General features: G+C 62.8%; 13 protein-coding genes. 8 read left to right on the forward strand and 5 right to left on the reverse strand.

Translation table 11 applies throughout. The features are described 5' to 3' along the window. The first annotated feature begins 101 nt into the window (after positions 1–101). The 5 genes from LDZ28_RS18605 (at position 102) to LDZ28_RS18625 (ending at position 8,369) form a co-directional block, all read left to right on the forward strand. The gene (locus LDZ28_RS18605) at positions 102–3,302 is read left to right on the forward strand and encodes an efflux RND transporter permease subunit (protein ID WP_244828484.1); all 3,201 of its coding nucleotides are present in this window, start codon (positions 102–104) and stop codon (positions 3,300–3,302) included. A gap of 25 nt (positions 3,303–3,327) precedes the next feature. Beyond that, positions 3,328–4,578, forward strand: coding sequence for an efflux RND transporter periplasmic adaptor subunit (locus tag LDZ28_RS18610; RefSeq protein ID WP_244828485.1), 1,251 nt, complete (start codon positions 3,328–3,330; stop codon positions 4,576–4,578). Further along, positions 4,575–6,038: an efflux transporter outer membrane subunit gene (locus tag LDZ28_RS18615; protein WP_244828487.1), complete on the forward strand. Its 1,464-nt coding sequence runs from the start codon at positions 4,575–4,577 to the stop codon at positions 6,036–6,038. The genes LDZ28_RS18610 and LDZ28_RS18615 overlap by 4 nt, the downstream gene beginning before the upstream one ends. A 100-nt stretch (positions 6,039–6,138) precedes the next feature. Then, complete coding sequence (locus LDZ28_RS18620; RefSeq protein WP_244828488.1) at positions 6,139–6,852, forward strand: heavy metal response regulator transcription factor; 714 nt, start codon at positions 6,139–6,141, stop codon at positions 6,850–6,852. Next, on the forward strand, positions 6,849–8,369 hold the full coding sequence (locus tag LDZ28_RS18625; RefSeq protein WP_244828493.1) for a heavy metal sensor histidine kinase: 1,521 nt from the start codon (positions 6,849–6,851) through the stop codon (positions 8,367–8,369). Before LDZ28_RS18620 ends, LDZ28_RS18625 begins: the two co-directional genes overlap by 4 nt. A gap of 548 nt (positions 8,370–8,917) precedes the next feature. Here LDZ28_RS18625 and LDZ28_RS18630 read toward each other — a convergent pair. Genes LDZ28_RS18630 through LDZ28_RS18650 form a run of 5 tightly spaced genes read right to left on the reverse strand, consistent with a single transcriptional unit; the run spans position 8,918 to position 17,179 of the window. Next, complete coding sequence (locus LDZ28_RS18630; RefSeq protein ID WP_244828495.1) at positions 8,918–11,659, reverse strand: nitrate reductase; 2,742 nt, start codon at positions 11,657–11,659, stop codon at positions 8,918–8,920. Between the two features lie 2 nt (positions 11,660–11,661). Further along, on the reverse strand, positions 11,662–12,930 hold the full coding sequence (locus LDZ28_RS18635) for an NAD(P)/FAD-dependent oxidoreductase (RefSeq protein WP_244828496.1): 1,269 nt from the start codon (positions 12,928–12,930) through the stop codon (positions 11,662–11,664). Further along, positions 12,927–13,271, reverse strand: coding sequence for a nitrite reductase small subunit NirD (gene nirD / locus LDZ28_RS18640; RefSeq protein ID WP_244828499.1), 345 nt, complete (start codon positions 13,269–13,271; stop codon positions 12,927–12,929). Before nirD ends, LDZ28_RS18635 begins: the two co-directional genes overlap by 4 nt. A 15-nt stretch (positions 13,272–13,286) precedes the next feature. Beyond that, positions 13,287–15,830, reverse strand: coding sequence for a nitrite reductase large subunit NirB (gene nirB / locus LDZ28_RS18645; protein WP_244828500.1), 2,544 nt, complete (start codon positions 15,828–15,830; stop codon positions 13,287–13,289). Between the two features lie 23 nt (positions 15,831–15,853). Then, entirely contained in the window at positions 15,854–17,179 is a 1,326-nt protein-coding gene (locus tag LDZ28_RS18650; RefSeq protein ID WP_244828502.1) for an MFS transporter, read from the reverse strand. Between the two features lie 716 nt (positions 17,180–17,895). Here LDZ28_RS18650 and cobA point away from each other — a divergent pair. The 3 genes from cobA to LDZ28_RS18665 all read left to right on the forward strand — a co-directional run bounded on the left by cobA (position 17,896) and on the right by LDZ28_RS18665 (position 20,582). Then, positions 17,896–18,657 (forward strand): uroporphyrinogen-III C-methyltransferase, encoded by a 762-nt coding sequence (gene cobA, locus LDZ28_RS18655; protein WP_244828504.1) that lies wholly within the window; start codon positions 17,896–17,898, stop codon positions 18,655–18,657. Between the two features lie 189 nt (positions 18,658–18,846). Next, complete coding sequence (locus LDZ28_RS18660) at positions 18,847–19,422, forward strand: ANTAR domain-containing response regulator (protein WP_244829714.1); 576 nt, start codon at positions 18,847–18,849, stop codon at positions 19,420–19,422. A gap of 20 nt (positions 19,423–19,442) precedes the next feature. Continuing rightward, complete coding sequence (locus LDZ28_RS18665; protein WP_244828506.1) at positions 19,443–20,582, forward strand: CmpA/NrtA family ABC transporter substrate-binding protein; 1,140 nt, start codon at positions 19,443–19,445, stop codon at positions 20,580–20,582. Positions 20,583–20,847: the final 265 nt, after the last annotated feature.

Below are 20,847 nucleotides of genomic sequence, written 5' to 3' on the forward strand. Positions count from 1 at the left end.
CACTACCATAGGGCACCGAAGGCGGCTCACCGACCCGCCTTCGAGACTCGTCCCGCGCGTGAAAGCACCTGCGTCCCTCCCTCGCTCTTCCGAACGCCTCAATGTGGATTGTCAACGTAGCGCTGAAGCGGCCTTATACGTTCATCGTAATGGCCATCATGATCCTGCTGGCCACGCCATTCGTCATTCTGACGACGCCGGTGGACGTACTTCCGGAGATCAACATTCCGGTTGTCAGCATCATCTGGACGTACACGGGTCTCTCGTCCGAGGACATGGCCAACCGCATCACGTCCGTGAACGAACGCAGTCTCACGACCACCGTCAACAACATCGAGCATATCGAGTCGCAGTCGTTGCCGGGTATCGCCATCATCAAGCTGTTTTTGCAGCCGACCGCGAACATTCAGACGGCGATCGCGCAGACGGTGGCCGTCGAACAGGCGCAGCTCAAGCAGATGCCACCCGGCGCAACGCCGCCGCTCGTCATCAGTTATTCAGCGTCGAGCATTCCGGTGATCCAGCTTGGATTGTCGAGTCCCAAGGAGTCGGAGCAGTCGCTCAACGATACGGCGCTCAACTTCCTGCGCCCACAGCTCGTGACCATTCCGGGCGCATCGGTGCCGTATCCGTATGGCGGGAAGTCGCGTCTCATCTCCATCGACCTCGACACACGCGCACTGCTCGCCAAAGGCCTGACGCCAACCGATGTGGTCAGCGCCGTCAACGCGCAGAACCTGATTCTGCCGACCGGCACGGCGAAGATCGGGCCGAAGGAATTCACCATCAACATGAACGGTTCACCGACCACCGTGGAAGGTCTCAACGACCTGCCCGTGCGAACCGTGAACGGCGCGACGACTTATCTGCGTGAAGTGGCGCACGTGCGCGATGGCTTCTCGCCGCAGACTAACGTCGTGCGTCAGGATGGCCGGCGCGGCGTGCTGATCTCGGTGCTGAAGAACGGCGATTCATCGACGCTTTCCATCGTCAACACGTTGAAGGGTCTCTTGCCGCAAGCGCGTTCGTCGTTGTCGGAAGACATCAAGATCACCGCGCTCTTCGATCAATCGGTGTTCGTGAAAGCCGCCGTGCAGGGCGTGGTGCGCGAAGCGCTGATCGCCGCCGCGCTCACGGCCGCCATGATCCTGCTCTTCCTCGGCAACTGGCGCAGCACCTGCATCATCGCGATCTCGATTCCGTTGTCCATTCTCTCGTCGTTGATCGTGCTGCATGCGCTCGGGCAAACCATCAACATCATGACCTTGGGCGGGCTCGCGCTCGCGGTGGGCATTCTCGTCGACGACGCCACCGTCACCATCGAGAACATCGAACGCCATCTGCACATGGGCACCGATCTGCACGAAGCGATTCTCGAAGGCGCGGGCGAAATTGCCGTGCCCGCGCTCGTCTCGACGTTGTGTATTTGTATTGTGTTCGTGCCGATGTTCTTCCTGACCGGCGTGGCGAAGTTCCTGTTCGTGCCGCTCGCGGAAGCCGTGGTGTTCGCCATGATCGCGTCGTACATTCTTTCTCGGACGCTCGTGCCGACGCTCGCCATGCTGCTGATGGGCCACGCGCATGCACCCGATGCCAAGAAGAAGCCGAATCTCTTCATGCGGCTGCATCGCCGGTTCGATCACGGCTTCGAGCGCATGCGCGCCGCATACATCGTGATTCTGAGCAGCCTGCTCGTGAAGCGGCGGCTCTACGGTTCGCTCTTTCTCGGCTTCTGTCTCATCTCCACCGCGCTGGTGTTCGTGCTCGGCCAGGACTTCTTTCCCACGGTCGACGCCGGCGACATCCGCATGCACATGCGTGCGCCGACGGGCACGCGTATCGAGGAAACCGCGCGCCTCGCCGATGAAGTCGAGAAGGTCGTGCGTCAGGTCGTGCCCGCCGATGAGCTCGATACCATCCTCGACAATCTCGGCCTGCCCTATAGCGGTATCAATCTCTCGTACAGCAACTCGGGCACCATCGGTACGCTCGACGGCGAGATACAGGTGGCGTTGAAGGAAGATCACGCGCCGACCGAAAAATATATCGACGAACTGCGCGCGCTCTTGCCGCAGAAATTCCCCGGCGTGGAGTTCTTCTTTCAGCCCGCGGATATCGTCACGCAGATTCTGAACTTCGGCTTGCCCGCCGCCGTAGACGTGCAGATTCAAGGCCAGAATCAGCAAGCTAACTTTCAGGTCGCGGCCAAGCTGATGAAGCAGATCCGCATGATTCCCGGCAACGTGGATACGCACATCCAGCAGAAGCTCGACGAACCCGTCATCAACCTGACGATGGACCGCACGCGTCTGCAGCAGCTCAATCTCTCGGCAAGCAATGTCGCGCAGAACGTGCTCGTTTCACTATCGGGCAGCTCGCAAACGTCGCCGGGATTCTGGTTCAACCCGAAGAATGGCGTGGAATACAACCTCGCGGTACAGACGCCGCAGTATCAGGTTTCATCGGTCGACGAACTCTTGCGCACGCCTGTGTCTGCCTCGCTCACGGGACCGACGCAATTGCTCGGCAACCTCGTGCGTGTCTCGCCGCAGAATCAGTTCGCGGAAGTCTCGCACTACAACATCCGTCCCGTGATCGATCTCTTCGTGAGCGTGGAAGGAAACGATCTCGGCAGCGTGGCGCGTCAGGTGAATCATCTCGTCGATGAAGCGCGCCGCACGCTTCCGCGCGGCACGCAGATCAACGTGCGTGGTCAGGTCGAGACCATGCGTACATCGTTCTTCGGGCTGGGCGTTGGCGTGGCCATGGCGATCGTGCTGGTGTATTTGCTTATCGTCGTCAACTTCCAGTCGTGGGTCGATCCGCTCATCATCGTGAGCGCGTTGCCGGCGGCGCTCGCGGGTATCGTCTGGATGCTGTTTCTCACCGGCACGCATCTGTCCGTGCCCGCACTCACGGGCGCGATCATGACGATGGGCGTCGCCACCGCCAACAGTATCTTGATGGTGTCGTTCGCGCGGCAACGTCTGACAGCGGGCGTGCCGCCGCTCGCCTCCGCGCTCGAAGCAGGCGCAAGCCGTATTCGCCCGGTGCTGATGACGGCCTTCGCGATGATCATCGGCATGATTCCAATGGCGCTCGGTCTCGGCGAAGGCGCCGAACAGAACGCGCCGCTCGGCCGCGCGGTGATCGGCGGCTTGCTGTTTGCCACGGTTTCCACGCTGTTCTTCGTGCCGCTCGTCTTCGCGGGTATTCACGCGCGCCTTGCTAAACGCGCGGAACGCAAAGGCCATAAACCGCACGGCGAAGCGCAGTCCGACGACACGAACACGCAGCACTGAATTCAATCCAGGCACTCCGACGAACATGACTGAAAAGAACCACGCCTCGCTCGCGATTCCCGCGCGTGATCCGAATGAAGGACCCGCGCTGCCACCGCGCCATGTCGAATGGAAACGCGCGAAGATCGCGCTCGTGATCGTGCTTGCGCTGCTCGCGCTCGGCGCGGCGCGCACCGTGATCAGCGACATGATCCACAACCGCTCGGTCGTCACGCGCACGCAACAGAACGCCCAGCAATACGTCAACGTGGTCGCGCCGACGCAGACCGATGGCGGCGGCAACACGACCTTGCCGGGTACGCTGCGCGGCTTCGTCGAATCGCCGATTTATGCGCGCGCGACGGGTTATCTGCTGCACTGGTATGCGGATATCGGCACACGCGTGAAGCAAGGCCAGTTGCTCGCCGATCTCGATACCCCTGAAATCGATCAGGAGCTCGCGCAGGCGGTCGCGCAACGCGATCAGACAGCATCGAGCCTGGGCCTTGCGAAAAGCTCGCTGCAACGCTGGCAACAACTGCGTCAGCGCGATGCCGTCTCGCAGCAGGAACTCGACGAACGTCAGAGCACGTATAACCAGGACGTGGCCAATCTCGCCGCCGCGGACGCCAACGTGAAGCGTCTGCGTCAGCTCGAATCGTTCAAGCGCATCGTCGCGCCGTTTGCAGGCGTGGTCACGCAGCGCAACGTCGATGTCGGCGATCTCATCGACGCGGGCAGTGGCGCGAGCCGCGCGCTCTTTGCGCTCGCGCAGTCAGACCCGCTGCGCGTGTTCGTGCAGTTGCCGCAGGCGTATGCGCAGAACGTGTCGGTCGGTCAGTCGGTGATCGTGATGCAGGCCGAGCTTCCCGATCAGCAGTTCCACGGCAAGATCACGCATATCTCCGGCGCGATCGACGTGCCCACGCGTTCGCTGCAAGTCGAAGTCACGCTGCCCAACGCCGATCAGCGCCTGCGTCCCGGCGCCTATGTGCAGGTCGCGGTGCCAGCCGTCGTCCATGCACGCCTGCTCGTGCCGGGCAATGCGTTGCTCTTCCGTGCGGAAGGACCGCGCGTCGCGGTGGTCGACTCGAACGGCCATGTGCATCTGAACAAGATCGTGATCGCGCAGGATCTCGGGCAGTCGCTCGAACTCGAGAGCGGTATCGAGCCGACCGACAAGATCATCATCAATCCGAGCGATTCCATTGCGGACGGCGATCATGTCGTGGTCCAGCCGCAGAAGCAGCAGAATCAGCACGATCCGCAGACTCCGAATCAGAAGGCCGCGTCATGAGAGGCATCGTTGCCATCGGCATGTTGACGATGCTCGCGGCGTGCACCGTCGGCCCCGATTACAAGCGCCCCGTCGCCGAGACGCCGCCCGACTGGCAAACCGACTCGTACTGGCGAGTCGGCGAACCTTCGCACGCGCCGCTCGCGCTCGACTGGTGGACGAGCTATGACGACGCCACGCTGAACACGCTGGAGACGCAAGCACTCGCACAGAATCAGACGCTCGCGGCCGCCGTCGCGCATTACGAACAGGCCCGCGCAACGCTCGCGCAAACCTCATCGCTCGCGCTGCCCGAGGTGGATCTCGGCGCACAGGCCGACCGTCTGCGCGTTTCGAAGAATCGTCCGGTCACGAGCTACAACACGCCGGTCATGAGCACGGTTCAGAACGACATCAAGCTCGCGCCTTCCGTGAGCTATGACCTCGATCTGTTCGGACGCATTCGCCGCGAAGTGGAAGGCGCACAGGCAACGGCGGAACAATCGCGCGACGACCTCGCCAACGCGCGGCTCGTTCTCACCACGGAACTCGCGAGCAGCTATTTCTCGATGCGCGAACTCGATGCCGAGATCGACGTGCTGAATCGCTCCGTGGGGCTGCAAAAGAAAGCGCTCGATTACGTGACCTCGCAGCACGATCTGGGCGCGGTATCCGGTCTCGACGTGCTGCAACAGCAGTCGCAACTCGACTCGACACGCGTGCAGGCGCAACTGCTGCTGAACCAGCGCGCGCAATACGAACACGCCATTGCGGCGCTCGTCGGCACGCCCGCGCCGCAGTTCTCCATCGCGGCGGACATCAAGGATCGTCCGGTGCCGTCGATACCGCTCGGCCTGCCGAGTGACGTGCTGCAACGCCGGCCGGATGTGGCATCGGCGGAGCGTTCGATGGCGTCGGCGAATGCGCAGATCGGCGTCGCGAAGGCTGCATTCTTTCCGAGCCTGACCTTGAACGGTAACGTCGGCTGGGAGAGCACCGCGTTCTCGAGTCTCATCTCCGCGCCAAGCCTCTTGTGGACCATCGGCACCATGGCGAGCCAGGTCGTGTTCGATGGCGGCCGGCGTTCCGCTGCCGTCGACTTCGCGAGCGAAGGCTACGTGGCGGCTGAGGCGAATTATCGTCAGACCGTTCTCGGCGCGTTCCAGCAGGTACAGGACGGTATCGTCGGGTTATCGGTGCTGGATGGCGCGGCGAAGCAATCGCATGCAGCCGTGGTCGACTCGCAGCGTCTGCTTTCGCTTGCCAATGATCGATATTCCGGCGGCCTCGTCGCTTATCTCGACGTGATCACCGCACAGCAGCAATTGCTCACGAGCGAGCGCCAGGATGTGCAGATACGTGGCCAGCAACACACCACGTCTGTCGCGCTCGTCAAGGCGCTGGGCGGCGGATGGGACGTGCATGACGCGGCGCAGGAACAGGGTGCATCGAATCAGAGCGTCAAGGAATCATCGCGTTGAATGGCGGTTCGATGCAAGCATGTTAGACGTGAGGATCGTATAGTAATCACCTATAACAATAAGCAAGCGAGCGGTAAGCAAACCCCTTGAAGAGGCAGGCATGAAAGTCCTGATAGTGGAAGACGAACACAAGGTAGTCGATTACCTGCGCTCCGGACTGACCGAGCAAGGTTGGGTCGTCGATGTGGCGATGGACGGCGAGGAAGGCACGCATCTGGCCATCGAATACGATTACGACGTGGTCGTGCTCGATGTCATGCTGCCGCGCCGCGATGGCTTCGCGGTGCTGAAGGCGCTGCGTCTGCAGAAGTCGACGCCGGTCATCATGCTCACGGCGCGCGATCATATCAATGACCGTGTGCGCGGTCTGCGCGAGGGCGCGGACGACTATCTCACCAAGCCTTTTTCGTTTCTCGAACTCGTCGAGCGACTGCACGCGCTCGCACGGCGCACGCGCGCGCAGGAATCCACGCTCATTTCCGTGGGCGATCTTTACGTCGATCTGATCGGCAGACGCGCCACGCGTGACGGCGTGCGCCTCGATCTCACCGCGAAGGAATTTCAGCTGCTGAGCGTGCTCGCGCGCCGTCATGGAGATATCCTGTCGAAGACGGCCATCACCGAACTCGTCTGGGAAGTAGATTTCGAAAGTCATACCAACGTGGTGGAAACCGCCATCAAGCGGCTGCGTGCCAAGCTCGACGGGCCGTTTCGCACCAAACTCCTGCATACCGTGCGCGGCATGGGCTACGTGCTCGAAGTGCGCGAAGCACGCGACACGCGGGAAACCAGGGAAGACGCGAGAACATCATGAACGTGCAGTGGGCCAAATCCGGCGACGGCGAACCGCGCTCGCAGCGATCCATTGCGCGGCGGCTTGCGGTCATGTTCGCGGTCGTCGCGTTGTTCGTGTTCGCGCTCGTGGGCACCGGGCTTTTTCTCGTGCTGCGTGTGCAGCTCGAACAGCATCTGCGCGACTCGCTCGACAATCGCGCGGAGATCGCACGGCTGATCGTCTCGCACGTATCGAACCCCGACAAGTGGAAGATGGCCAAGGAGAAGCTCGCGGACATCACGCCGCGTGACGGCTCCACGATGTTCGCCGTGGCCAGCAACGACGGCCTTTATAACTACGGCGCACCGCCCTTGCGCGATCAGATCAAGCGCGTGCAGGACCATTACGGGCACTTCCAGCCCGAAGGCCGCGCGTATGAAATGCTCATGACCACGCTGACCATTCCGCCGTATATGGACCGTCCGCCGTTGCAGCTTTTCGTGGCCGTGGACTGTTCGCCGAACGTGCGGACCATGCGCGCCTTCGGGCTTGCGCTTGCCGCATTGACGGCGCTCGCCACGGTCGCCGTGTTGTTCCTAAGCTATTCGGTGGCGCGACTGGGCCTTGCGCCCTTGACGCGTCTGACACGCGACGCGCAGAACGTAAGCCCGAACAATCGCTCGCAGCGGCTCAACACGCGCTCGTTGCCCTTTGAACTCGAAGACCTCGCGAAGTCATTCAACGGCGCGCTAGAACGGCTCGATCACGCGTATGGACGGCTCGAATCGTTCAATGCGGATGTCGCGCACGAGTTGCGCACGCCCGTCACCATTCTCATCGGCCAGACGGAAGTGGCACTCACGCGCGACCGGCCGATCGAAGAATTGCGTCATACGTTGCAGTCGAATCTCGAAGAGTTCGAGCGCGTGCGCGCGATCATCAACGACATGCTGTTCCTCGCGCGTGCCGATCAGGGCGAACGCGCAACGGGACTCGTCGAAGTGTCGCTCGCGGCGGAAGTGAGCCGCACGCTGGAGTTTCTGGAGATACCGCTCGAAGAAGCGCAAGTGCGCGCGACGGCAAGCGGCGATGCACGCGCCTTCGTCAACACGTCGCTATTCGGCCGCGCGCTTTCCAATCTCGTGATGAACGCCATTCAGCATTGCGCGCCGGGCGCGACTATCTCGGTCAACATCGCGCGCGAGCATGGGCGCGTGCGGATCGCGGTGGCTAATCCCGGCGAGCAGATCGCGCCGCCTGTCATGGAGCATCTGTTCGATCGTTTCTATCGCGCCGAAAGCTCGCGCACCAACAGCCGGGAGAATCACGGGCTGGGACTGGCTATCGTGAAGGCCGTGGCGGAAATGCATCGCGGCACGGTATCGGCGACGAGTGCCAAGGGCATCAACACATTCGCGTTCTCGGTGGCGCGATTCGGCAATGAGCATCGGCCCATGAGCGAAGGCGGGGCATCGGCCGGGGCGCCGTTATCCGCCGAGCATGCGCAGCAGGCGCGCATTGCGATGGGCCTTTCGGAGCGGCATTCCACGGGCTGATTGTTCTCGCGGTGCTTTCCCGCGATGTCAAAAAAAAGGGTTGGCCCTTCCGATGTATCCACATCCGAGCCAACCCAAAAAGAAGAGACGGCTGTGAAGCACATCTCCATGCTCCAGAAACGCCACCTTGCCTGGTTGCCTCCGGAGTTCCAACGGTGTTACTGAGCGGTTTGCGACGTCGGTTTCGTCGCGGCAATGGCAATGGCAATGGCTATTGCAATGGCGGCAAGCTTCGCTTCGTGTGCCCTATAGCGTGGAAGCGTCCGCAAGAAATTTATTCGCCATCCGAAATAACCGCGCCTTCGTTTCAATCCCTATAGCCATTCGACGATGCCCGCTGACGCTCATTTTTGTCGATGCGCCTGTGGGAAAGGACTGTAAGGAGAATCGCGAAAGGAATTGGCGGGCGAACCAACATATGCGCTGAAATCGCGCTGATTCATCAGATGTTTGGTTCGACAGCGCTCACAGGGCGCTTATTGTAAGACGGCATGAAGTAAAAGCGGGCGCCGAGGCGCCCGCTTCTTGCCGCAGCCGTCAATGACAAATCAAACCGTGCTCAACCGAGCCATCTCCGTTTCGACGATCAGCTTCTTCAACTCCGGCACGCACGATCCGCAGTTGCCGCCGGCCTTCACGCAAGCGGTGACCTCCGCGGCCGTCTTCAGACCCTTGTCCTGAATCGCCTTGCAGATCGTATTGCGCCCGACGCCGAAGCACGAGCAGACTGTCGGTCCTGTGTCCTCGCCCTTGCCTATCGGCTGGCCGAGCAAAAGGCTCGCGCGGTCTTCATCGTCGAGACGCTCTTTATCGAAGAGACTCGCAAGCCAAGCGCGCGCAGGCAAGTCGGGGCGCTCGGAAACGAACACGCAACTCTCGATGCGATCGTTCACCACATGCGCCGCGCGATACACGCCCGCACTTTTGTCCTCGTATTCGATCCAGTCCGCATGCGGATCGTCAATGCGAAAGAGCGCGCGCGCCCAGTCGTGATGATCGTCATGCGCGGCATCGAAACGATTGCGTCCTGCCAGTTCATGGCGCACGAAACGCGCGCCGTGCACGCGCGTCCAGTGCGTGACGGAATCGAGCGCGGGCGCGCGTCGCGAAAGCGCGAAGCCGTGCCATGTCACGTGGAATTGCTCGATCGACACAGGCGTGTGCTTGAACTCGGGCTCGCCCGATACCGGATCGACGACCGGATTCACCACCGCGCCGACGCGCGCATCCGAGGCAACCTGATCGTTCCAGTGGATCGGCACGAATACGCTGCCGCGCGACATGCCGCCGCCGAATTGAACGCGCGCGATCATCGAACCCCAGCGGCTCGTCACGCGCGCGAGCTCTCCTTCGCGCACGCCGTATGCAAGCGCGTCCTGCGGATGCATGTCGATGAACGATTCGCTGATATGCCCGGCGAGCTTCGCCGAACGCCCGGTGCGCGTCATCGTGTGCCATTGATCGCGCACGCGGCCCGTGTTGAGAATGAGCGGATAGTCGGCATCGGGCGCGTTGACCGGATCGCGCGGCGGCGTCGCGATGAAACGCGCGCGCCCATCGGCATGACTGAAGCGTCGTTCCTCGAAGAGTCGCGCGCTGCCGGTGTCGTCTTTCGAGCGCAGCGGCCATTGCACGGGTTCAAGCAGGTCGTAGTCGTGCTCTCCGAGTTGCGTTAGTCCGCCGATATCGAATGCGCGATAAACGCCCGTCTCCGTGTCGTTGCGATATGCGCTCAAACGCGCGTGTTCATCGAAAATTTCATGCGGCGCCTGGAAGTCGAAGCCCGCAAAGCCCATGCGACGCGCGACATCGCACATGATCCGCCAGTCGGCGCGCGCTTCGCCCGGGGCCGGCAGAAATGCGCGCTGCCGCGAGATACGGCGCTCCGAGTTGGTCACGGTGCCGTCCTTCTCACCCCAGCCGAGCGCGGGCAGCAACACATCGGCGCAAGCGTTGGTATCCGTATGCTCGATGATGTCCGAGCTCACCACCAGTTCGCACTTTGCAAGCGCGCGCTTCACGCGGTCGCCGTCCGGCAGACTCACGACCGGATTCGTGCCCATGATCCACACTGCTTTCACGCGGCCGGCTTCGATGGCGTCGAACAGATCGACGGCCTTCAATCCGGCGCGTTCGGGAATCGCAGGCGACGCCCAGAACGTCTGCACGATCTCGCGATGCAACGGACTATCGAGTTCGAGATGCGCCGCCAGCGTGTTGGCAAGGCCGCCCACTTCGCGCCCGCCCATCGCGTTCGGTTGTCCCGTGAAGGAAAACGGTCCCATGCCTGGCTTGCCAATGCGTCCTGTCAACAGATGACAGTTGATGATGCTGTTGACTTTGTCCGTCCCCGCGCTCGATTGATTCACGCCTTGCGAATAAACCGTCACCACGCGTTCGGTGCGCGCAAAGAGCCGATAGAAGGTCATCAAGTCGTGCGCGTCGAGCTTGCAGTCCTTCGCGGTCTGCGCGAGATCGGACGGTCCTGCTGCCGCGAGCGCGGCATCGAAGCCGTTGGTGTGTGCATCGACGAAAGCGGAATCGGATGCGCCATGCTCCGCCAGAAACGCGAACAGGCCGTTGAACAGCCGCACATCGCTGCCGGGCTTGAGCGGCAGATGCAGATCGGCCATCTCGCACGTTGCCGTGTGGCGCGGGTCGATCACGACGATCTTCACGTCTGGCCGCGCTTCCTTCATCTTCACGATGCGCTGAAACAGGATTGGATGACACCATGCCGTATTCGATCCGACGAGCACGATGGTATCGGCGAGTTCGAGGTCTTCGTAATTCAGCGGCACGAGGTCTTCGCCGAACGCGCGCTTGTGTCCCGCCACCGACGACGACATGCAAAGCCGCGAGTTCGTATCGATGTTCGCGCTGCCGATATAGCCCTTCATCAGCTTGTTGGCGACGTAATAGTCTTCCGTGAGCAATTGCCCCGATACGTAGAAGGCGACCGCATCCGGACCGTGTCGGTCGATGATGCGAGCGAATCCGCTCGCCACCGTGCCGATGGCATCGCTCCAGGAGACATCGGCGAGCGCGCCGGTTTGACCGTCGCGCAGCTTCGGTTTGAGCAGACGTCCTTCGAGGCTCACCGTGTCGCCGAGTGCCGAGCCTTTCACGCACAAGCGGCCGAAGTTGGCCGGATGCGTTTCGTCGCCAGCAATCGCCACGTCGATAGCCGTGCGCGGTGTCGCCACTACGCCGCAACCCACGCCGCAATAAGGACAGGTCGTGCGAACGGCAGCGGCCTGAACCGGAATGATGGGGATTCTCGCGTTCATATCTATGCTTGCGCTTCGCAAAGCGTCTTGCCGAACAACAAACGTCCGCGCAGATGCGAGACATCCGTGCGGTTCTGAATCAGCTCGAAATACCATGCGCCGTCTTTCACGTCGCCATACAGCACCGCGCCGATCACACAGCCCGCCTGCAACACGAGACGCTTGTAGACGCCGCGACGCGGATCTCGCAACACGAGGTCTTCGGACGAATCGTCGCCGATGAAATCGCCCGCCGAGTAAAGGTCGACGCCCGTGACTTTCAGCTTGGTCGCGGTCGCGCGCTGCACATAGCGGCGATGTCCCGCGCCCGCGAGATGCGCGCCGGCCACACGCGCCTGATCCCAGATCGGCGCCACGAGACCGAACGTAGCCGAGCGATGCTGCACGCATTCGCCCACTGCATAGACGCGCGGATCGTAAGTCTGCAAGGTGTCGTCGACGACGATCGCGCGCTCGCAGTGCAGTCCCGCTTCCTTCGCGAGCGCGATGTTGGGACGCACGCCCGCGGTCATCACGACGAGATCGGCTTCGATCTCGCGGCCATCGGCAAAACGCACCGCCGTCACGCGTTCATCGCCCACGATCTCCGTCGTCTTCGCGGCCATCGCGAAACGCAGACCCTTGGCTTCCAGCGAACGCTTGAGCAACGTGGACGCGCTCGCATCGAGTTGACGGTCCATCAGGCTTTCGCTCGAATGCACGACCGTCACCGACATGCCCTGACGTTGCAAACCGTTGGCCGCTTCGAGACCGAGCAAGCCGCCGCCGATCACCACCGCGTGACGATGATCGCGCGATGCCGCCAGCATCTTTTCCACGTCTTGAATGTCGCGAAACGCGATCACGCCCGGAAGATCGCAACCCGGCACGGGAATGATGAAAGGCTTCGAACCCGTCGCTATCAGAAGTCGGTCGTAGCGCGCCTCGATACCGCTTGCCGAGCGCACGATGCGCCGCACGCGATCGATTCCGACCACGGCGTCGCCTGCATGCAGCGTGATGTCATTGGCTCGATACCATTCGCGCGTATTGAGGATGATGTCGTCCACGCTTTTCTCGCCTGCAAGCACGGGCGAAAGCAGAATGCGGTTGTAGTTGCCGTAAGGCTCGGCGCCGAACACGGTGATGTCGTACAGCTCGGGCGCGATCTTCAGCAATTCCTCGACCGTGCGCATGCCCGCCATGCCGTTGCCGATCACGACGAGACGCTGACGCGCCTGCACCATCGGTACATCGGCCGCGCCAGCCGCAACCGCATATTCCGTCTTCATGCGGCAATCCACACTTTGCCGCCCGCCACGCGTGCGCGATACGCGGTCACGGAGCGCTCCGGCGCTTCGAGGCATTCGCCGGTACGCAGATCGAAGTGCTGCTTGTAGATCGGCGATGCCACGACAATGCGCTCGCCCAAGCTGCCGACGATACCGCGCGAGAGCACCGCCGCCTGCGAATGCGGATCGAAGTTGTCGATGGCGAAGACGCTCTGCTCGTCGCCCGCCACATGAAACACGGCCACCTGCGCGCCCTTGAAAAGCGCACAGACGCCGGTGTCGGGCACGATGTCATCGAGTGCGCAGATCTCGGTCCAGTCCTGTTCAATGCGGTCATTCATGGTGGTCTCCAGCGCTCAAACGGTTTCGACGACGACAGGAATGTCGATCAGCTTCAGCTTGCGTTCCTCGGGCGTCGCGGGACGAATCTGGCCGCGCTCTTCCACGAAGGTCACGTTCTCGTCGCTCTTGTCGCTGTTGACGAAGTGACGGAAGCGCTTGCGCGTTTCGGGGTCGGTGACGGCCTTCTTCCATTCGTCTTCGTACGTATCGACGACGAGTTGCATCTCCGCTTCGAGTTCGGCGGCGAGTTCGAGCTTGTCGTTCACGACGATATCGACGAGATAATCGAGGCCGCCTTCGAGGTTGTCGCGCCACACGCTCGTGCGTTGCAGGCGGTCCGCCGTACGCACGTAGAACATCAGGAAGCGGTCGACGTAGCGAATGAGCGTGACTTCGTCGAGATCGGATGCGAGCAGTTCGGCATGACGCGGCTTCATGCCGCCGTTGCCGCAGACGTAGAGGTTCCAGCCCTTCTCCGTCGCGATGACGCCGATATCCTTGCCCTGCGCTTCCGCGCATTCGCGTGTGCAACCCGAGACGCCGAACTTGATCTTGTGCGGCGTGCGCAGCCCCTTGTAGCGGTTTTCCAGCGCGATGGCGAGACCGACCGAATCGCCGACACCATAGCGGCACCATGTCGAACCGACGCACGACTTCACCGTGCGCAGCGACTTGCCATAGGCATGTCCCGATTCGAAGCCCGCGGCGATCAGCTCTTCCCAGATGAAGGGCAACTGCTCCACGCGCGCCCCGAACATGTCGACGCGCTGGCCGCCCGTGATCTTCGTATAGAGCCCGTACTTCTTCGCTACTTGTCCGACCGCGATCAAACCATCGGGCGTGACTTCGCCGCCCGGCATGCGCGGAACGACGGAATACGTGCCATCGCGTTGAATGTTGGCGAGGTAGTAGTCGTTCGAATCCTGCAGGCCCGCATGCTCCTTTTTCAGCACGAACTCGTTCCAGCACGAAGCGAGAATGCTGGCCACGGCAGGCTTGCAGATATCGCAGCCCAGACCCTTGCCATGCTTCGCGAGCATCGAGCCGAACGTGCGATGTCCTTCCACGCGCGCCATGTGATAAAGCTCCTGGCGCGAATACGGGAAGTGTTCGCAGATATGGTTGTTGACCGCGAGCCCCTGGCGCTTCATCTCGCTCTTCAGCACCTGCGTGACGAGCGGCACGCAGCCGCCACACGATGCGCCCGCCTTGCATGCGCTCTTCAACGCGCCGATGCTCGTCGCGCCCGCGCACACCGCCGCGCAGATTTCCGCCTTGCTCACGTTGTTGCACGAACAGATTTGCGCGGCATCGGGCAAGGCTTCGACGCCGAGGCCGGGCTTCGCCTTGCCGTCGCTTTGCGGCAAGATCAGGAATTCGGGTGCTTCCGGCAGCTCGATCTTGTTGAGCATCATCTGCAAAAGCGTGCCGTATTCAGTGGCGTCGCCAACCATCACGCCGCCCAGCAGGAACTTGCCGCAATCCGACACGACCAGCTTCTTGTAGATCTGCTTGCGCTCGTCGCTGAACTGATACGAGCGGCTGCCCGGCGTCTTGCCATGTGCGTCGCCGATACTCGCCACGTCCACGCCCATCAGCTTGAGCTTGGTGCTCATGTCCGCGCCCGCGAACATGGCGTCGTCCGCGCCAATGACCTGCTTCGCGACGATGCGCGCCATGTCGTAACCCGGCGCGACGAGGCCGAACAACTGCCCTTGCCACAGCGCGCATTCGCCGATGGCGTAGATATCCGCATCGCTCGTGCGGCATGCGTCGTCGATCACGATGCCACCGCGCGGCCCGATCTCGAGACCGGCCGCACGCGCGATATCGTCACGCGGACGAATGCCCGCGGAGAACACGATCATGTCGGTATCGAGATGCGCGCCATCGGCAAAATTCATGCGATTCGCAGCACCCTCGCCGTCGACGATGGCAAGCGTGTTGCGGCCCGTGTGCACCGTCACGCCCAGTTCCTCGATCTTGCTGCGCAGCACGCGTCCGCCGCCGTCGTCCACTTGCACGGCCATCAGACGCGGCGCGAATTCGACGACATGCGTGATGAGCCCGAGATCGCGCAACGCCTTCGCCGCTTCGAGACCAAGCAAACCGCCGCCGACGACCGTACCGACTTTCGATTTCGCACCGAAGGCACGCATCGCTTCGAGATCTTCTATCGTGCGATACACGAAGCATCCCGCGCGCTCCTTGCCTTCGACGGGCGGCACGAACGGATACGAACCCGTTGCGAGCACCAGCTTGTCATAGGGCAGCACTTCGCCCGTGGATGCCGTCACGGTACGCGCCGCGCGATCGATCGCGACGGCTTTCGCATTGAGCTGAAGCGCATAGCCCGAGCGATCGAAGAAGCCTTCCTGCACGAGCGAAAGCTCATCGGCCGACTTACCCGAAAAGAATTCGGTCAGATGAACGCGATCATAGGCCGCGCGCGGTTCTTCGCAGAGCACGGTGACTTGCAGCGTGTCATGCCCGCTTTCGGCGAGACATTCGAGGAACTTGTGGCCGACCATGCCGTGGCCGATGACGACGATTTTCATGGGGACTCTGCCTGAGTGATGACTTAACCAGCTACACGGTTGTTGCCCGCGAGCGCGCTTTCACGCAACGCGGCTTCGCGTGCCTTGTGTTCCGGGGTAAAGCGCACGGCCAGCGCGCACAGTGCAGCGCCTCCGACCATCACGCCGAGCATCGAGAGCGTGGCTTGCGCATTGCCCACGCCTTTCATGAGGAAGCCCGCCGCGACCGCGCCGACGTTGCCGCCCGCGCCGATCACGCCAGCCACGCCGCCCAGCGCCTTGCGGTCGATGAACGGCACGAGCGCGTAGGTCGCGCCGCAAGCCATATGCGTGAAGAGACCGAAGATGAGCATCGATACGATGGCGAGCGCGACGCCTTCGGCATGCGCGAACGCATAAAGACCGATGCCTTCGCCCGCGATCAGTACGAACAGCAAGGTCGCGCGAATATCGAGGCTGCGGCGCGCGGCCGCTTTATCGGAAAGCCAGCCGCCGAGCGCGCGGGCAAAGAGCGCGAGCAGACCGAAGCTGCCTGCCGCCAGTCCTGCCGCGCCGAGCGAGAGCTTGAAGTGATCGACGTAATACACGGCCGCCATGTTGTGGATGAACACTTCCACGCCGAAGCACGCGCCGTAGGTCACGAAAAGCATCCACACGCGATAGTTCGAGCATGCGGTCACGAAACTCTGCCAGCCGCCCTTCTTGCCGCCGTCGATGGCAACGCCCAGTTCGCGCAGTTGCGTGAAGTTGCCTTGCGGACAGTCTTGCGTATAGCGCCAGTAAAAGTACGCCATCACAGGCATGGCGATACCCGGCACGATCAGCGCGATGCGCCACGACGATGCCGCGCCTGCGCCCAACGCGATCGCGGCGGCAACCAGCATCGGCACGAGAGCTTGCGCCGCGCCTGCGCCTGCGTTGCCCCAGCCCGCGGTCGTGGCGTTCGCGGTGCCGACGACGTTCGGCGCGAACATCACCGACGTGTGGTATTGCGTGATGACGAAGCTCGCACCGATTGCACCGATGGCAAGACGACACCACAGGAAGCTGTCGTAGCCCGTGGAAAGCGCCGCGCCGAACACCGGCACCGCGCCTGCGAGCAACAGCGCGCTATAGACCTTGCGCGGGCCGAAGCGGTCGCACATCGGGCCCACGATCAGACGCACGAGAATGGTCACGGCCACGGCCGCGATATTGAGGTTGGCGACCTGGTCGTTGGAGAGGCCGTATTCGCGCTTGATGAGCGGCATCAGCGGCGCGCAAGCGAACCATGCGAAGAAGCATACGAAGAACGCCATCCATGTGAGATGGAAGGCGCGCATCGGCGCCGTGCGCATGCTGAAGAGATCGATCCGGGTGGCTTTGTCCATCGTCTTTCCGCCAAAAAAGAAAGGCGTCCCGCGCATCAGCCGGAAAGCCGATGCGGGGGACGCCGTTGTCCGATGCCCGCATGGCTTTAACCTGCCGGGCGCTGTAATCAGGACGGATCGCCGTTGATCCGATGGCGGGACATAAGGCAAGGGATATGCCATGTTGAACGCATGCAGCTCACAACCATGAGGAATAAGCGTTCGAGCGATCCTGCACCGGCAACGCGCATTTGCTCTGCGTCGCGTTTTGATGCGCGCGGGCACATCGCTGGTGCGGCGCAGCACTGATGGCGTGCGAACGTCGCTTATTTTTGAACCGTCTGGTTAATCGTGCGAATGAACGTGGGACGCCATGCGTTTGGCAACGCATCGAGGCATGCGCGCGCTGTTCGGGTGCCGGCTGCACATCGACAGTGCCTCCTCGCGGTGCGACGTGATGCGCGCGTCGAGGCGCAAGCCCTTGCGACATCTACGCAAGCGCGTTCCCGGCGCAAATGGCCCGCTTATTGCATTGCTCGAAGCGCTGCCGGCAACGGCGCTGGCAGCAGCGCAAAGCATGCATACATCGACCGATGCGTGCATCGACCAAGGCCCAAGGACAACGGCGTCCCCTCGTGCAACGACACGGGCGGACGCTTTTTGCATTTCGTCCCGCCGCGCCGATGCGCCCCACCGATACAGGCGAGTCATCTCGCCCCGAGCCGAAAGAGAACACGATGAATCACGTTGAAGGCAAAGTCACCCTCCTGAGCGCGGGTCCCGGCGATCTCGACCTGCTGACCTTGCGCGCGGCCAAGGCGCTCGCCGCCGCCGACATCCTCATGCTCGACGACCTCGCCAATCCAGAGATCGCCACGCTTGCGCCCAGCGCGCGCGTGATTCGCGTCGGCAAGCGCGGCGGTTGCCGGTCGACACCGCAGGCGTTCATCGAACGTCTGATGCAGCGTTATGCGAGAAAGGGCCTGCACGTGGTGCGCGTAAAGGGCGGCGATGCGCTGCTGTTCGGCCGCGCGGGCGAGGAAATCTCGGCGCTACGCCATGCAGGCATTGCCGTGGATATCGTGAACGGCGTGTCGTCGGGATTCGCGGCGGCAGCGGGGCTCGGCATTTCGCTGACGCATCGGGATCATTGTCAGGGCGTGACCTTCGTCACGGCGCACATGCAGGATCACAGTCAACCGGACTGGGCCGCGCTCGCCGCCACCGGCACGACGCTCGCCATCTACATGGGCATGAGCCGCATTGCGAGCATCGCTCAGGCGTTGCTACTGGCGCTGCGTGCCGATACACCGGCCGCGGTCGTGCAGCACGCGGGATCGCCCGATGAGAAGCGCCTCGTCACCACGCTCGATCGGCTCGCCGCCGAAGCCACCGCCGCCGGACTCGGCAGCCCCGCCGTCATTCTGATTGGCGGCGCGATAGGCGAAGCCGTCGAATTCGCGTGCCATTCCAGGCAAGGTCTCGCGCATGCCGCTTGAACGAATAGCTCGCGATGCAACGTTGAATCCGCGCGTTCGTCGCAACGAAAGACGTTGGTCGCGCACATTCGCACGCCGTATTGCCTATGCCATTCGGCCAGGTTCTCAAGCGGCCTGGCGCACGTTAGAGTCGAAGGTATCGCGTATGCCTTCGTTCCGACCTTTTCCCGCATGACCCCTGCTCCATCCATGTTGCGCGTCTTGCTCGTCACCGACACCGCCAAGCCCATCGGCGACTTGCGCGAGCAGCTGGCGCGTCTCGGTTACGACATGCTCGCCGAGGTCGCCGCGCCTTCCGCGCTGCATGCGGCCGTGGAGAGCCAGAAGCCGGATGTCGTCATCATCGATACCGATTCGCCTTCGCGCGACACACTCGAACAGCTCGCGGTGATGAACAAGGCCGCGCCGCGTCCCGTGCTCATGTTCAGCAACGACGCCGATCAGCAGTTCATTCGCGCCGCCGTCGGCGCGGGCGTGACAGCGTATTCCGTGGAAGGGCTCGCGCCCGCGCGGCTCGCACCGATCATCGAAGTCGCGCTTGCTCGCTTCGCACACGAGGCGCAGTTGCGGCAGCGGCTCGCGCAAGTGGAGAACGAGCTTGCGGAGCGCAAGATCATCGACCGCGCGAAGCGGCTGCTGATGGATCGCCGCGGCCTGTCCGAGAACGACGCCTACGCCATGCTGCGCAAACGCGCGATGGACCAGGGCGTGAAAGTCGCGGAGATCGCGCGCCAGCTTCTCTCGGTCGCGGATTTGCTGCCCTGACCGAGCACATTGCACAGACCATGAACTTGCCCGAAACGAATACATCCCCGTCCGCGTTGCCCGAACGCACGCATTTGCGGCTCGGCTTCGTCGCGTTGAGCGACGCCGCGCCGCTTGCCGTCGCGGCCATCCACGAGATGGGGCGGCGCCATGGCATCCGTATCGAACTGTGCCGTCAGCCTTCGTGGGCCGCCGTGCGCGACAAGCTGCTTTCCGGCGAGATCGACGCCGCGCACGCGCTATATGGGCTCGTGTATGGCGTGCAACTGGGCATCGGCGGGCCGCAGGCGGACATGGGCGTCCTGATGGTCCTCAACCGCAACGGTCAGGCGATCACCTTTTCAAACCCGCTCGCCGATGCCATTCGGAATGGCGCGAGCGTGAAAGATGCGCTGGCGTCGCTCGACCGCCCGCCCGTGCTTGCGCAGACTTTCCCGACCGGCACGCATGCGATGTGGCTGTATTACTGGCTGGCGGCGAATGGCGTGCATCCGCTGCGTGACGTGCAAAGCGTCGTGATTCCGCCGCCGCGCATGGCCGATGCGATGGCCGAAGGCATGCTCGACGGCTTCTGCGCGGGCGAGCCGTGGCATGCGGTGGCCGAAGCGCGCGGCGTGGGACGCACGGTTGCGTACACGAGCGAAGTCTGGCCGGATCATCCGGAGAAGGTCCTTGCGTGCCGGCGCGATTTCGTCGCGCTGTATCCGAATAGCGCGCGGGCGCTGGTGCGTACGCTGCTCGACGCATGCGCGTGGCTCGACGCGCGCGAGCATCGCGTGGAGATTTCGCGGGCGCTGGCTTCGGCGGAGTTGCTTGGCGTCCCGGCGGCGCTCATCGAAAGCCGGCTGGCTGCTGCCGATGGCGGCGACGCGCGCGCGCTTCCCGTGCGCTTCTTCGACAATGGCGCGGTGAACTTTCCGCGCGTGTCGGATGGCTCGTGGTTTGTCACGCAGTATCGGCGCTGGGGCATGCTTTCCGATGAACACGACGATGCCGCCATCGCGTCGGCAGTGAACCAAACGGCGTTGTATCGCGAGGCGGCGCTGGCGGCAGGCGCAAGTGTGCCGGACGAGTATCGGAAAGCGACCTTGTGCGATGGACGCGTTTGGGATGGCGGCGATACGGCCGGTTATCTCGCGGGCTTCGATGTGAAGGCTTGAGCGCGGGCTGTTGTCTCGTCTCGCGAAACTGCATCGGCCGGCGCGAGGGCCAGGCGCAAACGTCGCAAGCGACCAAGACACGCCATACGCCAGCTTGCATGCACGTCGGTTCGACCCGGTCGTGAGCACGCCAGCCAACGCAAGGTTTAGCGGCGACTCGGCCTTCGCGCCACGATCAGGCCGTCTCGATCCCGCCAAGCCTTGACTTAAGCGCCTAAATCAAGAGAATGGGCGCCGCCGCGCGACCCTCGCGGGCGGGTTTTAG

It is taken from the genome of Caballeronia sp. TF1N1, assembly GCF_022878925.1.
In the GTDB taxonomy this organism is placed as follows: domain Bacteria; phylum Pseudomonadota; class Gammaproteobacteria; order Burkholderiales; family Burkholderiaceae; genus Caballeronia.

Excerpts from the sequence above, each read along its gene's own strand:
- LDZ28_RS18665 (WP_244828506.1), top strand. The coding sequence starts at position 19,443 with ATGAACTTGCCCGAAACGAATACATCCCCGTCCGCGTTGCCCGAACGC.
- nirB (WP_244828500.1), bottom strand. The coding sequence starts at position 15,830 with ATGAAAATCGTCGTCATCGGCCACGGCATGGTCGGCCACAAGTTCCTC.
- nirD (WP_244828499.1), bottom strand. The coding sequence starts at position 13,271 with ATGAATGACCGCATTGAACAGGACTGGACCGAGATCTGCGCACTCGAT.
- LDZ28_RS18620 (WP_244828488.1), top strand. The coding sequence starts at position 6,139 with ATGAAAGTCCTGATAGTGGAAGACGAACACAAGGTAGTCGATTACCTG.
- cobA (WP_244828504.1), top strand. The coding sequence starts at position 17,896 with ATGAATCACGTTGAAGGCAAAGTCACCCTCCTGAGCGCGGGTCCCGGC.
- LDZ28_RS18625 (WP_244828493.1), top strand. The coding sequence starts at position 6,849 with ATGAACGTGCAGTGGGCCAAATCCGGCGACGGCGAACCGCGCTCGCAG.
- LDZ28_RS18615 (WP_244828487.1), top strand. The coding sequence starts at position 4,575 with ATGAGAGGCATCGTTGCCATCGGCATGTTGACGATGCTCGCGGCGTGC.
- LDZ28_RS18635 (WP_244828496.1), bottom strand. The coding sequence starts at position 12,930 with ATGAAGACGGAATATGCGGTTGCGGCTGGCGCGGCCGATGTACCGATG.
- LDZ28_RS18605 (WP_244828484.1), top strand. The coding sequence starts at position 102 with ATGTGGATTGTCAACGTAGCGCTGAAGCGGCCTTATACGTTCATCGTA.
- LDZ28_RS18660 (WP_244829714.1), top strand. The coding sequence starts at position 18,847 with ATGTTGCGCGTCTTGCTCGTCACCGACACCGCCAAGCCCATCGGCGAC.
- LDZ28_RS18610 (WP_244828485.1), top strand. The coding sequence starts at position 3,328 with ATGACTGAAAAGAACCACGCCTCGCTCGCGATTCCCGCGCGTGATCCG.
- LDZ28_RS18630 (WP_244828495.1), bottom strand. The coding sequence starts at position 11,659 with ATGAACGCGAGAATCCCCATCATTCCGGTTCAGGCCGCTGCCGTTCGC.
- LDZ28_RS18650 (WP_244828502.1), bottom strand. The coding sequence starts at position 17,179 with ATGGACAAAGCCACCCGGATCGATCTCTTCAGCATGCGCACGGCGCCG.